The following is a 15353-nucleotide window of genomic DNA, read 5'->3' as shown; positions in this document are numbered from 1 at the left end:
TTGTTTTTGTCTCGGCCAAGGTATAGCGTAAGGGAAAATGACATCTTGAGATTCCTCCTATTGATGCTTCTCCCTTTATTTTTACCATATCTCTCCCAATTATTACGATGATTGCTTGTGTTACATCCCTTTTTTTAATCGATCTTTACGTGCAATCGTTCATTGGAAGCATGTTCAACATAAAACTCAACCATTTTTTCAATCTGGCTGGAAAGGGAAGGACATCGTATCGATGGCCCTTCCAAGTCTTTTCGGGCATGTTCGCAATTGAATGTGCCTTGGAGTGTAAAATAGTCCAAGGCTTCCCGTTCGACTTTTAAATAACGTCGTATAAAACGGAATCCAAGTGCCCAATTAGAAAGGGATAACGGAATTCTCCCTTTTGGTTTCTTTTTTAACATATGCCATAAAATCTGTTCATACACTTCCCTTACCATCAGGGGTTCTGGATCGGTAAGATGATACGTCTTTCCATTGCCAGCCTCCTCATGCCCCAGATAAATGGATGCTTTCACCACATATTCGACGGGGACGATATTTATATAAGAGGTACCCTCACCAAGAAATGGAATCCACGGCAGGAAAGATAATCGGTTAAACATATTCATAATAAAATATGGTCCATCGAACTTCACGGTCTCTCCGGTTTCTGAGTTTCCCTTCACGATACCCGGTCGGATGATTGTGATGGGAAGCTTGTCCTTCCATTCATCCACCAGGACCTCTGCTTCATATTTAGTCCGTTCATAGAAGTTATGAAAACGCTCAGGACGGATCAATTCATTCTCCTTCAGTTCACCTTCACGTGATCCCGCAATAAAAGCAGTGGAAAAATACACGTATCTTTTTAATCGACGGAGGGTTTGACAGAAATCATTCACCTGACGTGTGCCTTCTACATTTACTTTCTGTGCAAGATCTTGGGGGACAGCAAGATCATAGATGGCTGCTAAGTGCCAAACATATTCCACTTCCTCCCTAATCTCAAAAATTTCCTCTTCTGCCATATCCAGATTGTTTCGGGTGATGTCCCCTTCTATCAGGATGATCTCTGCATCTGACAAAAATCTCAGTTTCCTCATTCCTTCTTCCGCCTGCTTCCTCATTGAATGAAGGTGAAGTAAGTAAACCTTGGATGCCTTTTCCTGTTTGAGTAATTCTCCCACGATATTTTGACTTAAAAAGCCCGGAAACCCCGTGATCAAATAGATTCCTTTTTCCATTTCGTTCTTCTCCCCCGCTTGTCACCATAATTTTAATAAAAAAGAGCTAACCATTCGGCCAAGGTACCACATCCTTTCAGGAGGTGACTGCTTAGCATTCGGGTTAACTCTCGTTGTGTGTTCTACTCTTTATATACGTATGTTTCTCTTGGTTTCTTCATTCTTCTTGTCTCTTTATCAAAGAAACTGTATACAATCGGTATGACATAAATGGTCAATAATGTCGAGCTGATCAGTCCGCCTATGACGGCAATGCCCATAGGCTGATTGATTTCGGTCCCTTCACCCAAACCGAGGGCCAGGGGCAATAAGCCGAGGATCGTCGTCAGTGCCGTCATGAAGATCGGCCTCGCCCGGTCCTGAACCGCTTCGACGATGCTGTCAAAGCTGCTCGTTCCCGCCTCTTTACGCTGATTGATGTAATCGACGATGACGATCGCATTATTGACGACGATACCAGCCAGTACAATCACTCCGATGATCGCCGATATGCTGATAGGTGTCTGTGTAATGGCCAGTGCGATTGCTACACCTATCACCATGAGCGGAACGGTGAACATGATGACAAATGGATATTTAAATGACTCGAATTGAGCAGCCATGACCATATAGACAAGGACGATGGCAAGCCCGAGTGCCAGGGCCATATCATCAATCGAATCCTCAAGAAGTTCTCTGTCTCCGCTGAATGAAACCAAGGTCTCGTTTGGAAGATCAAGTGAATCGATCTTCTCATCCACCGCCTTGGAAATGGCTCCAAGATTGGTTGATGATGAATAGTTGAGTGTGAATTGAACAGCATGCTGCTGGTCAATTCTCTGAATGCTGACAGGACCATCTTCAATTGAAAAGTCTACGACAGAATTTAGCTGAATATACTTCCCTTGTCCATTTGGAATGAGGAGTTTCTTTAAAGAATCCAGATTTTCCGTGATGTTCCTGTCATATTGAACAAGAACATTTATAACGTCAGAAGACCCTGTTACCATTTGGGTGGTCAGGACTCCCCGGGTTACATCCTGAACAAGCGTCCCGATCTGAGCCGGTGCCAAGCCTTGTTGAAGTGCTTTCTCCCGGTTTACCTTCATTTGTACTTCTTTCACCTTTTCCATCTGATCAGTTGAAACTTCCGTTACATCCTTCATTTCTCTCAACGAAGCGAATAACGTATCGACGGACTCCTTCAGTCGATTCTGATCCGTATCTCGCAAGTTAAACGTCAAGGTTTGAGGGCTGGAGCCGGATGTTGACTGTAAGTTAAACGAAACGTCAGCAGACTTATTCACCTTTTGTGCTGCTCTTTCCACTTCAGGTTTTACTTCATCCGCAAAGGTGAAAATCGATCTCTCCCGCTCATCGAGAGGCACCATTTTCACATAAACTTCTGCAATATTCCCTTTCCCGCTTCCTCTGAAGGATTCTTCCTGGGTCGTACCCACAAGACTTACGAAGACATCGACATCTTTTTCTTTTTTCAACCTGCCTTCAATCGCTTTGACGACTTTATTGGTCTCATTGACGGAAGCTCCATTATCCAATTCGACTCTCATATTGAAAAAACCTTCATCAGTTGGTGGTAAAAACTGTGTTCCTACCGTCGTAAGGCCAAGCCCGCCACCCACTAATGTAATGAGAGTGATGAATAATACGATGAAACGGTGACGAAGCGCCCATTTAACCGACCTTGCGAATGTCTTTCTGCTCTTAGAACGTCTCCGCTTTGCTTCGATATTCCCTTTTGGTTTCCTCAAGAGTCTGCTTGCGAGCATTGGGATGACCGTCAATGCCACAACTAGTGAAGCCAATAAACTAAATGATATCGTCAAGGCGAATTCGGTGAACAATTCCCCCAGTAAACCGGATATAAAGACAACCGGCAGGAATACCGCTACAGTGGTCAAGGTGGAAGCGGTGATGGCTCCCCCCACTTCTTTTGCCCCGATACTTGCAGCTTCCTTCGGATTTTTCCCCAGGGATAAATGGCGATAAATATTCTCAATGACTACGATCGCATTATCCACCAGCATCCCAATTCCAAGAGCGAGGGCTCCCAATGTCATGATATTCAATGCGAAATCTGCAAAAAACATCAGAACAAATGTAACAATGACGGAATAAGGAATGGCCACCCCGATGATAAGGGGACTCTTTACATTTTTCAAAAATAAGAAGAGCACAAGCATGGCAAACGCTCCACCTATCAGGAGGGAATTGGCGATATTCCCGATGGCTTGAGTGATGTAATCCCCCTGATCGAACAGGATATCAGCTTTGATTGATTTGTATTGATCCTGCTTAAGAAGGCGATCCAGCTCCTTTTGAAACGCTTTCGACACGGAGGCCGTGTTAGCATCCGATTGCTGCAGCACACTGAACAGGATGGCAGATTCTTCGTTTGCCCGTGTGATCGTGTTTGTATCCTGTTTTCTCTGTTCAACTTTTGCGACATCAGAAAGCTTAAGCTTCTTTCCGGTTTGCGGATTCACCTGAAGGACCAGTCCCTTTAATTCATCCACGGACTGGAGCTTGCTTACTACTCTTGTGGTCAAGGTTTGTCCATCTGTCTCGATCGTATCTCCTGGAGCTGTCACATTGTTGGCGCGGATTGAATTGACCACATCGCCTTGACTCAGACGATTATCTTTCAACTCTTGCTGATTCAATTCAATGACCACTTCATCCGTCAATGAACCTGAAACATTTACATTTGCGACACCTTCCACTCTTGTCAGTTCCTGTTTCAAATTCTCTGACAGTGTCTTTAGGTTGGACTCGTCCCCTTCTTCCCGTAAAGAAAATTGAATGATCGGGAACTGGGCGGGATCAAATTTGAGGAATCTTGGATTCTCTGCTCCATCGGGAAGTGGAGTTTGGTCGAGGCGTTGCAGGACATCGTTTTCAATCTCATCGATGGAGGTCGACCATGAAAATTCAAGGAGAATAAAGTTGGAACCTTCCCTGGAAGTCGATTGAAGGTTCTTCATCCCCGGCAAGGTGGACAGGCTTTCTTCAAGTGGTTTTGTTACCTTCTCCACCACTTCCTGAGGGCCCGCTCCAGGGTAATTGGTCACCACGACACCTACGGGTGGATTTAGGTCCGGGATGAGTTTCAATGGGATCCTAAGGAGCGAGACTCCTCCCAGAATAAGGATAAGCAGCATGGTGACAATGGTGAACACCGGTCGTCGTATGGAAAAATCACTGATTTTCAATGAAGTGCTCCCCTTTCTATATGTATAGCGTTCATTACGGTTTGGAAGGAGTTACTGTTAACTATAGTCTCTTCAGGAAGATCCTTCAATATTAAAGCGTCTGTGAATGATAAATATCGGTTAAAAATAAATAATTCCACCTTATCGGTATACACTATTTTTATACTGTAACGTAAGGAGCATTAAAATGGCGAACTGGGTTCCCTTTGTATTCCTTAGCCTCTTCAGCGTTTTCGCATTAACTTTGATCGTGATGAAGTATCGTCACATTTCTGGCCAAATCATCCTATTTTGGCTTTTCATTTCCGGGTTGGCTTATGTATTTGAATATGTCATCTTTGTATTATTTAACAGCTATACGTATCATCCCCATATTTTATCGAATGATTACAATGACAGCGTACTGGGATCAATCAGTTCACAGGCATTTTCGGTTCCGGTTGCGATAACCTATATTGTGTTGTATCGCTTGCCGGCATGGAGGATTGCGGTCATCATCGGTGTCTTCTTCCTCATTGAATCGTGGTTCATCCACACGAGGTTATACGAACATCATTGGTGGGAATCGTATTATACAACCTTTTTCCTTATCATTTCCGTTATACTGGCCAAAATCTGGTGGAGATTATTGGATGAGTCTGACAACCACTATGTTCAATTCATCACTTTGTTCTTTGCACTCTCCACCATCACTCTTTCTTTTGCCTGGATTCTCTCTTCCCTTTTAAAGCTGTATATCATCCCCCTGAATCATTTTTCCAATCCTGTCAGGGATTTAATTGCAGGGAATGCCATGTATTTTTGGTTCACGACCTATTTTTATAGCCTGGTTATTTTTTTTAGGAACGGGGATTGGAAATATTCATTATGGACCATTCTTTTTCTCTTGACCGTTGAGGTATTTATGGTGCAGGAAGGTGTATTATTGCTCAAGAATCCTTTGATGATCGGCGTGCTTCCCCTATTTCATTTAATCATGATATCTGCAGGGAGCCTGTATTACCAGCGGTATTTCGACACATATATTGAAATGCAACAAAAAGGACTGTCTTCTAAATGAATCATCCTCACACTAAGAGAGTGAATCATTCAGACTGACAGTCCTTTTTCATTGGCTGATTGTTATGAATTCGATATAGCAGGGTTATTCTCCGTAGGCTCTTTCTCAATGGTCCACCCTGTGAAACCATACAGGATGGTGATGACCGGAGAGATCAGGCAGAAAACTGCAAATGGTAGATATTCCATCGTTGAAACACCTAGTACATCTGTGAGGAATATTCCGCACACACTCCATGGAACAAGAGGATTCACCACTGTTCCTGCATCTTCCAATGTCCGGGATAAGGTTTTAGGATGAAGACCCAATTTCTTATATTGAGATTGAAATGCTTCACCAGTCAATAGAATGGACAGGTACTGCTCCCCTACTACAAGATTGATACCAATCGCTGATAAAGCAGTGGAAAGAATCGTTCTTCTTTCAGATTGAATGATTGCAGACACCTTCTGAAGCAGCGCCGGGATGATACCCAGTTTAAATAGTAATCCACCGAGACTCAGTGAGAGAATGACAAGGGAAATGGTAAACATCATGCTGTTCACTCCCCCTCTTGTCAACAGTGAGTCAACGGATTCCACCCCTGTCTTCGAGGTAAAGCCTTCGAATAGCACCTGGAATAATTCATTTACCTTCAACGTCCCGTGGAAAAAAGATAAGAACACAGAAACGGCTATCGTGATGGCCAGTGTGAATAATGCAGGTGTTTTGTATACGATCAGCACTACCAGCAGCACTAAAGGAACCAAGCTGTACCAGTGGATTAGGCCGGTCTGCATTAAACCTTTCTGCAACGCATCAAGCTGTGCCAAATCGATCTTACTGGTCCCGGGCGAAAGGAAACCAAATACAATCAATGTAATGATAAAGGCGGGTACGGTCGTCCAGGCCATATTTCGAATATGGGTAAACAGATCCACCTTGACGATGGATGACGCAAGATTGGTAGTATCCGATAAAGGAGACATCTTATCTCCAAAAAAAGCACCTGAAACGATGGCACCTGCCGTGATGGCCATGGATAATCCCATAGCCTCCCCGATTCCAATTAAAGCCACACCGATGGTCGCTGCCGTTGTCAGTGAGCTTCCGATTGCTACTCCACTTAAGGATGTAAGTAAAAAGGCAATCGCATAAAAATAATGAGGAGTGACAAATTCAAATCCGTAAAACATCAATGTGGGAATGGTCCCACTGATCAACCAGCTGCTTACAAGCAGTCCGATAAAGATAAATAATAGAATGGCACCTAACCCACCCTGCGCACCGGCAATCATCCCTTTTTCAATTTCTTTGAACTTCACTTTCCGTATCAGTCCATAGACCATCAAAAAGAATAGGGAAAGGATGATCGGAATATGAGGGACCGCTCCCACTCCGATGATGCTGACACTGATGATTCCCAGAACAGCAAGTAATACTGCGGATGCTTCTGGAACGGACGGTTTATGAACGCTCTGAATGTTTAACATATTAACACTTCCTTCTGTAAGATGTGACCGTGATGGGATTGTATGACAAAAAGAACCCTCCATCCCTGATAGGGACGAAGAGTTCTCCGCGTTACCACCCTAATTGAAATAAATCATGACATGCATAGAGTCGACTGATCCATGACATGATTTACTTCCACTTCATAAAGGTTGTCTTTGGATAAATCCCCCAAAACACTTAGAGAATTTATAAACAATGTAATTCGGAAAAAAGCGGACCTGGACTTCCAGCTGACGTCCAGTCTCTGTTTGCTGTCGCACTATTTCCTACTGCGTTGTTCAAGACAATGATATGTGATTGATTTGGTTTAAAGGTTCTACTATTCTTTTACCCTTAAACGCTTTTAAGCTTTTATGCACTAAAGTATTTTATAGTAATATAATATCATGTTCTTTCAAATTGTCAAGGAACGATTTCATCCCCAATATCCCCCTGACAAAAAGAAGCCCTCCCGAAAATAGGCAGGGAAGGGATTCACGATTAAACGAATTGAGTTTCTGCAAATGGTTCCAGCGCTTCTTCTTGTGGTTTGCCTATGAAATAGCCTTGCGCATAGTGGATCCCGATTTCTTTACAGAAAAGTAATTCTTCTTTTCTCTCAATCCCTTCTGCCAGGACCAAAATGTCCAATTCTCCGGCAATCTTCATCACTTCACGTAAAAATTCCTGATTCTCCTCATCCCGATCACAGTGGTTGATGAAGGATCGATCGATCTTTACATAGTCCGGCTGCAGCAGACTTAACATTTCAACCGTAGCAAAACCTGAACCTACGTCATCAAGGGCGACTTTCATCCCTTCTCTCTTATATACATCAAGTACCGACCTTAAATGTTCTACATCTTCAATCTTCTCCGTTTCTACCACTTCGAATACAAGATCTTTTGGATCCACTTTGCATTCATTCACAATCTTGAAGGTGTGGCGCAAACAAAATTCTGGATTATAGATCGTCGAAGGAAGAAAATTAATAAAACTCTTCGTACCAGGTTCCACTTGGCCCCTCCTCGACTCGATTGCTGATTTCCTTGCCTTCTGATCCAGCATGGAATGAAATCCTGTTCGCGAAGCGGCTTCAAACAACTCCCCTGGATTGATACGCTTATCGCCACTATTGGAGCGTAAGAGCGATTCATAGCCAAAAAGACTGAAATCGCTAAGATCAATGATTGGCTGGAGGTGACTTGTAAATTGCCCCCCTTGAATCAGCTTTACCATTTCTCTATATTTAATTAATTCCAGGAATTCTCGAGCAGGACGGAAGGGACCGGGCTCCTCTGAACAATTAAAACTGCATGTCCATTCTTCCTCAACTAATTCGGTCTCTATATCTGATAATTTCCCATAGACCTCATCAAGATTATCATATTGTAAAACATACATGCCTTCTTCTGTCCTATCAACTGATCCTGTCAGCGGTAAGTCCAACCTTTTTTCGTTATGTAAAAATAAATACCCTGCTTCATGATATTCCATCTCAATTCCACAGTTCGCACAAGCGTATTGCATCATATCTCTTCCTTCCCCTTTAACGTCAATAAATACCCATACCTACATACTAAGACTTAATACCCTGTTAACACCAGTAATATCCCTTTATTTTAGGAAAAATTACTTAATGATAGTGAATTTTACATAAATCAGCTGTTTCAGTTTTTCTCACGTATAGATTATCGTCATTTTAAGTTGATAAATGCTCTGCCAACTTAATATATGCTATAGGGTGAGGAGAACTGCTCCGCTTTCCACGGACGTTCGGCCGAGCCTCCTCAGCAAAAACCGCTTCCGGGGTCTCGACTCGCCCGTTTTTCCGTAGGAGTCTTCGCAGTTCACCTCACCCTTTAACTAAGCCTTATCTGACAGAGCTATATGAAATAGAATGAAATCAAGTTAAGAAAAAAGCACTAAAACAATTCACATGCATTGCTTCTTAATACTTTAAACTGATGGTATTAAAAACATTAAGTCGACTATATTTTTACTAGTATAAAATTCAACTCGGTCAGTTGATTGGAGCGGAAGGTGCTCGACTCCTGCGGGAAACGCGTGAAAGTTGAGACCCCGCAGGGCATAGCCCGAGGAGGCTCAACTCACGCCCCGCGGAAAGCGAGCACCTGTAGTGGAAATCAACCAGCAGGCGCTCATTCGAACGCACCACAACCAAAACATAAAACTTTATTAAATGGAAAAAGCACTTCTCCAGTGTCAGGAGAAGTGCTAAGTGTCATTACATTAGGCTATATAATCGGATATCAGGATTTTTATCATTGAACCATCTCATGGCAAAATCGTTTTCGAAAAGGAAAACAAGATTATCATGTCGATCCTTGACCAGCATGCTTCTGGAGCTTGACATAGTCTCCTTGACATCTTCTTCGTTTTCAATCCACCGGGCAATTTTAGACCCGATCGGTTCCATTTTCACATCAACGTTGTATTCATTCTTCATCCTGTGCTCAAATACTTCAAATTGAAGTTGACCAACCGCTCCAAGAATGATATCTTCCGTGCGTGTTTTATAATACTGGATGGCTCCTTCTTGTACGAGCTGAAGGATCCCTTTTTGGAAATGCTTCTGCTTCATCACGTTTTTAGCTGTGACACGGACAAAGAGTTCAGGGGTAAATTGAGGCAGCTTTTCATACTGAAAACCCTGCTTTCCCTGGACGAGTGTATCACCGATTTGATACGTACCCGTGTCATATACCCCGATGATATCCCCACTGACCGCTTCATTCACCGTACTCCGATCATCTGCAAGAAACTGGGTGGATTGCGCCAATTTAATCGACTTTCCTGTACGGGATAGATTGACCGTCATCCCCCTCTCGAATTGACCTGAGCAAATACGTACAAAGGCAATCCGGTCCCGGTGAGCAGGGTTCATATTGGCTTGAATCTTGAATACAAACCCGGAGAAATCCTCTGCTGTCGGCTCAATCTCTCCAGCATCGGAATTCCTTGGCTGCGGGGATGGAGCAAACTGTAAGTATGTTTCCAGAAATGTTTGAACACCGAAATTGGTTAATGCACTTCCGAAAAAGACTGGAGATAATTCTCCATTCGCTATGCGTTCACGGGAAAACTGGTTTCCAGCTTCATTCAGCAACAAAACATCTTCAAGAGTTTGATTATAGAGATTGCTTTCTTTAAGAGGATGTTCTCCCTCTATTTCACCTTCATCATTTAATGGAATAAAGCGATCATCTTCTTCTACTCGAAATTGCTCGATGCGATTATGGAAGCGATCATAGATTCCTAAGAATTCTTTCCCCATTCCTATCGGCCAGTTCATTGGATACGATTGAATTCCCAGTACTTCTTCAAGCTCTTCCAATAACTCAAGTGGTTCCCGACCTTGGCGATCAAGCTTATTGATGAAGGTGAAGATCGGAATGCCTCTCATTCGACAAACTTTGAATAGTTTCAAGGTTTGTGCTTCAATCCCTTTCGCTGAATCGATGATCATCACAGCGCTGTCAACCGCCATCAATGTTCTATAGGTGTCTTCGGAAAAGTCCTGGTGACCTGGTGTATCCAGGATATTCACACGATAATCATCATAATCGAAGGCCATGACAGAAGAAGTGACTGAAATCCCCCTCTGCTTCTCGATTTCCATCCAGTCAGAGGTTGCAAACTTACCTGATTTCTTTCCTTTAACTGTTCCAGCGGCGCGAATCGCTCCTCCGAATAATAGAAGTTGTTCTGTTAAGGTTGTTTTCCCAGCATCCGGGTGGGAAATGATGGCGAAAGTCCGTCTTGACTGAACTTCCTGTATAAAGTCTATTTTCATTCATAAAATCCTTTCTCGTCATTCTCACTTTCTCATCATATTCGTTCTAAAGTAACAATGCAACAAAGAATGGAATAAGAAGCCATGGTTTACCGCTTTCAAGAATGTTAAGTCGTTTGTTACATCTCAGTGGTCCATTGGACAATTCGAGAACTTAATGTCTCAGCTGTTTCCTTTGGAATCCTTTCCATTAATGAATGGAGTAATTTGGATTGGATCTCTTCATCCCCATAAAAGAAAGAATACGACCATTCGATGCTAGGTACCGCAATCAAAAAGAACTCTTCTTTCTTGTTTTCATATATATATACTTTTTGTTCCAATCCTTCCAAAAAATTTTTTCTGATCTTCATTATTGTATCCCCTTTCATGAAAACGCTGTATTTGCGCATACTATTGACGATGTTGTCCGTACAACTTTCGACAAATCTTGCAATTGTAGGTTGTCAGACGTCTGAAAGAATTGTAAAATAAAAACCCGAAAGCATCAAGTTTCAATCATACTTATCGAAGAGGTGAAAGAATTGCAATATTTATGGGGTATCATGGGTATTATTGTCGTTATGGGAATTGCATTTGCATTTTCTAAGAACAAAAAGCGGGTTAATGTCAGAACAGTCCTTGGAGGACTTGCCATACAGTTATTTTTCGCTTTTATTGTGTTAAAGACGTCTTGGGGACAGGACGCCCTTAAAGGATTGACCGAAGTGGTGAATGCCATCATCAATTATTCCAACGAGGGGATCACGTTCCTATTTGGAGGACTCTACACTGAGGAATCAAACATTGCGTTCATCTTTGCATTCAATGTCCTTCCTGTTGTTATTTTCTTCTCAGCTTTAATTTCAGTTCTTTATTATCTTAAAATCATGCAATTTTTCATTAAGATTTTAGGCGGCGGTTTGTCTAAACTGTTGGGAACAAGGAAAGCGGAATCATTGTCTGCCGCAGCGAATATTTTTGTCGGACAAACAGAAGCACCATTAGTCGTAAGGCCTTTCTTAGCGAAAATGACTGAATCTGAACTTTTCGCCGTCATGACAGGAGGATTGGCATCCGTAGCCGGATCTGTCCTGGTTGGTTACTCTCTTTTAGGAGTTCCACTGGAATACTTACTTGCTGCAAGCTTCATGGCTGCGCCTGCAGGACTTGTCATGGCCAAGTTATTCGTCCCTGAAACAGACGAATCTCCAGAACCTGAAGCGTTAGAAATGGAAGCGGATTCGGAATCAGCGAATGTGATCGATGCTGCCGCCAACGGTGCAAGCGTAGGTCTGCAACTGGCTTTAAACATCGGAGCTATGCTACTTGCCTTCATCGCTCTTGTCGCCTTGATCAATGGATTACTTGGATTAGTGGGTGGATGGTTTGGATTTGACAGCCTTTCACTTCAGCTTATTCTTGGTTACGTATTTGCACCACTTGCCTTCGCAATCGGAGTACCATGGCATGAAGCGGTTACAGCAGGAAACTTCATTGGGCAGAAACTTGTCATCAATGAATTTGTTGCGTATTCAGCTTTCGCTCCGGAAATCGGGAACCTGTCCGATAAAACAGTCGCGATTATTTCCTTCGCATTATGCGGTTTCGCCAATCTTTCCTCACTTGGGATTTTACTTGGCGGACTAGGTAACCTTGCACCAAACCGCAGAGGAGATATTGCCCGCTTAGGATTAAGAGCAGTCGCTGCAGGTGCACTTGCTTCATTATTAAGTGCTGCCATTGCCGGGATGTTCATTTAATTCACCGTCTCATCAAAGAAGCCATCCACTAGCGGATGGCTTCTTTTTCTTTATGGGGTTTAGGGTGACACGGCATGAACATTGCACCATTTGCCAGGCAGGTTCTTTTTTTGCCCGCATTTTTTGCCTGATACAATCGTTCGTCCGCAAGTGCGATCAGTCTTTCAGGTTCCAGGGTTTCGGCTGATTGAGACTGACCGAAGCTCATAGAGATGGCTATTGGCTCCAAATCTTTTAACTGTCCATATAATTCCTGAAGAAACCGTTTGATGTTACGCTCCTCCATCTCGGGTAAGATAAAGATAAACTCCTCTCCGCCATACCTGAAGGCTCTCCCATTGTATGCTTTGGCATGAAAACGAAAGATTTCCCCTGACTTCCGGATGACATCATCCCCCATCAAATGACCGTACTCATCATTCACTTTTTTGAAATCATCTATATCTCCCAGCAATAGGATAAAGGATTCCTTCTCTTCCAACTTACTTCTGAATCTTTCCTGAAACGAACGATGATTAAACAAACCTGATAAATAGTCCTTATGGGCAAGGTTATGGTAGGCTTCTTTTTGGACATATTGAGACCGCTCTCTTAACATGATCAATGCCCCGAATAAACCGATGATCCATAGAAAGAACAAGTTGGACGTCAAAGTGAAATAATGGTGGAATTGAAGGATGTTGACCGTCATAAAGCCCATCACGGCATACGCTACACTGAATACAGACAGGGAGATGAGTGCCCCCTTCGTCCTCCAGTAAATCGTCGCGTGCATCACGAATAAAATGGATATCGGATAAAGGGGACTGTGTATTCCCTGTGATAAGACCATCAGCCAAATCAGTGCCAGAAAATCAAAGACGATCCCTGCCTTCAGTATGAATTGAAGACTGCGCTTGTCCTCCCTCGCCCGTATCAATGCAATTTGAGTCACCAGCATATAAATGATTCCTGATACCAATAAATAAGGGAAGACCGTTTTGTTCGTTGTAATATTTTCTGAAAATGGAGGTATGTAAAAGATGAGCGTGGCAATCAGGACAAACAACCATCTCAAAGTGGAAAACAATTTTTCTGTTTCATAGTCATTTAAATATAAGGAAAACTTCATATGCTTCATTCTCTCATCTTTTAATATGTATTATAAATTTACCAAAGATTGTGAATTCCGTCTATCCTCATCCACAAAAAAAACAGACCAATAATTGTTGCATTGGTCTGTTCCATAGTCGGGATTATTCAGATATCCCGTATTTGAGTTTGCTTTCTTCCGCAGCAATCTCTTTATCGCTGTGGGGATATTTTGTATTCTCGATGATTTGATAATCCTCATGCCCTTTTCCTGCGAAGATGATGATATCTCCCGGTTCACTTACCTCGATGGCATGTTTAACGGCTTCAGCACGATCCCCTATGAGGGCATAATGTTCATGCTGCATGCCTTTTTCCAGATCGTTCAAGATACTGTCGTATTCTTCATACCTTGGATCATCGGTGGTCAGGATGACGTAGTCTGCGAGTGATGCTTTTTCTGCCATTGTCGGACGTTTTGTCTTATCACGATTTCCTCCTGTACCTACCAGGAAGATAATTTTATTCTCCTTGAAAGGAAGGACGGACTGAATGGCATTTTCAATCGCATCAGGTGTATGGGCGTAATCGATGTACACAGAAAGCGGTGCCTTGATGTCCACCTTTTCCATTCGCCCATTCACCGGAGGCAGGTCACGGATGATTTCCACAAGTCTTGTGATTTCCATGCCCCTTGCGTACAGACATGCCATGGCAGTCAGTACATTATAGACATTGAATTTCCCTAAGAGCTTCATCTCGACATCAAAGCTTCCTTGGGGTGAATTCAACGTGAACCTCGTCATATCATTGAAATATTCAATATCCACCGCCTTGAAGTCTGCATGAGCGTCAAGCCCGTAACTGATGACTTCATGTGGAGTCATGTAGCTGTATCGGTGGTACCATTCATCATCCGCATTCAGGATGACATACTTTGGATCTTGAAGGTCCTGCCCCAACTGGGAGAATAAGAGACCTTTCGCATATCCGTAATGCTCCATCGTCCCATGATAATCCAAGTGATCATGACTTAGGTTTGTAAATGCGACCACATCAAAGTCGATTCCCCATAACCTGCCGAGTGCCAGTCCGTGAGAGGATACCTCCAGGGTGAAGTTTTCAATCTTACGGTCCAGTGCACTTTGCATCATCTGTTGATTCGTTAAATTATCGCATGTCGTATTTTCACTGGGAAGCAATTCCCCATTCAGATTAAACCCGATCGTTCCGGATAATGCAGAACTCTGACCAGCTCGTTTTAGGATGGAATGGATCAGGTTACTGACCGTGGTCTTTCCATTTGTGCCCGTCACACCGAAAACGGTAAGTTTCTGAGAAGGATAATCATAGTATTTATTCGATAATTGAGCCAAAGCTTTGAAAGTATCCTTTACTACGACTAATGCCGCCTTACTTAAATCAATATCAAGCTGCTTTTCAGCCACGATTAAGGTCGCACCTTTTTCAACGGCCATTGCAGCGAAATCATGCCCATCCACTGTATAACCTCTCGTACATACAAACATGGTGCCTTCTGTCACTTTCCTGGAATCGACGTGAATGTCCGTTATCTCAGAAGGAAGTTCACCGTATACCGTTTTTAATTTAATGCTTTCTAACAGATTATATGTAATCATTCTTTTACCTCGTTTTAAGTTAATAGTGTTTTTATTTTATCTTAACATCTAAGCTTTGATAAGAGAAATACCTCCTAAAATCAAAACAAATTTTCATCACACAAATGTCACCATA

General features: G+C 42.7%; 10 protein-coding genes. 2 read left to right on the top strand and 8 right to left on the bottom strand.

All coding sequences use genetic code 11. The annotated features are described in order from the left end of the window. Positions 1–134 precede the first annotated feature (134 nt). Both P8596_RS08795 and P8596_RS08790 read right to left on the bottom strand, forming a co-directional pair. A complete protein-coding gene (locus P8596_RS08795; RefSeq protein ID WP_279726620.1) occupies positions 135–1223 on the bottom strand; it encodes an SDR family oxidoreductase in 1089 nt (362 codons plus the stop codon). A 122-nt stretch (positions 1224–1345) separates the two neighbouring features. Continuing rightward, the gene (locus tag P8596_RS08790) at positions 1346–4435 is read right to left on the bottom strand and encodes an efflux RND transporter permease subunit (RefSeq protein ID WP_279726618.1); all 3090 of its coding nucleotides are present in this window, start codon (positions 4433–4435) and stop codon (positions 1346–1348) included. 187 nt (positions 4436–4622) lie between these two features. On the opposite strand from P8596_RS08790, the gene P8596_RS08785 reads away from it, so the two are divergent. Then, positions 4623–5495 (top strand): hypothetical protein, encoded by an 873-nt coding sequence (locus P8596_RS08785; protein WP_279726616.1) that lies wholly within the window; start codon positions 4623–4625, stop codon positions 5493–5495. Positions 5496–5557: 62 nt separating this feature from the next. Here the strand turns inward: P8596_RS08785 and nhaC are convergent, their stop codons facing one another. From nhaC to P8596_RS08765, 4 genes are all read right to left on the bottom strand, one after another. Beyond that, entirely contained in the window at positions 5558–6967 is a 1410-nt protein-coding gene (gene nhaC, locus P8596_RS08780) for a Na+/H+ antiporter NhaC (protein WP_279726615.1), read from the bottom strand. Between the two features lie 502 nt (positions 6968–7469). Next, positions 7470–8501, bottom strand: coding sequence for an EAL domain-containing protein (locus P8596_RS08775; protein WP_347815206.1), 1032 nt, complete (start codon positions 8499–8501; stop codon positions 7470–7472). 715 nt (positions 8502–9216) lie between these two features. After that, positions 9217–10785, bottom strand: coding sequence for a peptide chain release factor 3 (locus P8596_RS08770; RefSeq protein WP_079534265.1), 1569 nt, complete (start codon positions 10783–10785; stop codon positions 9217–9219). A 119-nt stretch (positions 10786–10904) separates the two neighbouring features. After that, positions 10905–11138: a YueH family protein gene (locus P8596_RS08765; RefSeq protein ID WP_034763588.1), complete on the bottom strand. Its 234-nt coding sequence runs from the start codon at positions 11136–11138 to the stop codon at positions 10905–10907. 171 nt (positions 11139–11309) lie between these two features. Between P8596_RS08765 and P8596_RS08760 the strand changes: the two genes are divergently transcribed. Beyond that, complete coding sequence (locus P8596_RS08760) at positions 11310–12527, top strand: NupC/NupG family nucleoside CNT transporter (protein WP_034763586.1); 1218 nt, start codon at positions 11310–11312, stop codon at positions 12525–12527. 28 nt (positions 12528–12555) lie between these two features. Here the strand turns inward: P8596_RS08760 and P8596_RS08755 are convergent, their stop codons facing one another. Beyond that, positions 12556–13638, bottom strand: a complete 1083-nt coding sequence (locus P8596_RS08755; RefSeq protein ID WP_279726613.1) for a GGDEF domain-containing protein — start codon at positions 13636–13638, stop codon at positions 12556–12558. Between the two features lie 124 nt (positions 13639–13762). Next, positions 13763–15238, bottom strand: a complete 1476-nt coding sequence (locus P8596_RS08750; protein ID WP_224520413.1) for a UDP-N-acetylmuramoyl-L-alanyl-D-glutamate--2,6-diaminopimelate ligase — start codon at positions 15236–15238, stop codon at positions 13763–13765. Positions 15239–15353: the final 115 nt, after the last annotated feature.

The organism is Rossellomorea sp. DA94 (genome assembly GCF_029834455.1).
Taxonomy (GTDB): domain Bacteria; phylum Bacillota; class Bacilli; order Bacillales; family Bacillaceae_B; genus Rossellomorea; species Rossellomorea vietnamensis.
This window is presented reverse-complemented; position numbering and strand designations above follow the sequence as displayed.

What these genes read in the sequence shown, in the direction of transcription:
- nhaC (WP_279726615.1), bottom strand. Translation starts at nt 6,967, where the DNA reads ATGTTAAACATTCAGAGCGTTCATAAACCGTCCGTTCCAGAAGCATCC.
- P8596_RS08770 (WP_079534265.1), bottom strand. Translation starts at nt 10,785, where the DNA reads ATGAAAATAGACTTTATACAGGAAGTTCAGTCAAGACGGACTTTCGCC.
- P8596_RS08795 (WP_279726620.1), bottom strand. Translation starts at nt 1,223, where the DNA reads ATGGAAAAAGGAATCTATTTGATCACGGGGTTTCCGGGCTTTTTAAGT.
- P8596_RS08785 (WP_279726616.1), top strand. Translation starts at nt 4,623, where the DNA reads ATGGCGAACTGGGTTCCCTTTGTATTCCTTAGCCTCTTCAGCGTTTTC.
- P8596_RS08755 (WP_279726613.1), bottom strand. Translation starts at nt 13,638, where the DNA reads ATGAAGTTTTCCTTATATTTAAATGACTATGAAACAGAAAAATTGTTT.
- P8596_RS08765 (WP_034763588.1), bottom strand. Translation starts at nt 11,138, where the DNA reads ATGAAGATCAGAAAAAATTTTTTGGAAGGATTGGAACAAAAAGTATAT.
- P8596_RS08750 (WP_224520413.1), bottom strand. Translation starts at nt 15,238, where the DNA reads ATGATTACATATAATCTGTTAGAAAGCATTAAATTAAAAACGGTATAC.
- P8596_RS08775 (WP_347815206.1), bottom strand. Translation starts at nt 8,501, where the DNA reads ATGATGCAATACGCTTGTGCGAACTGTGGAATTGAGATGGAATATCAT.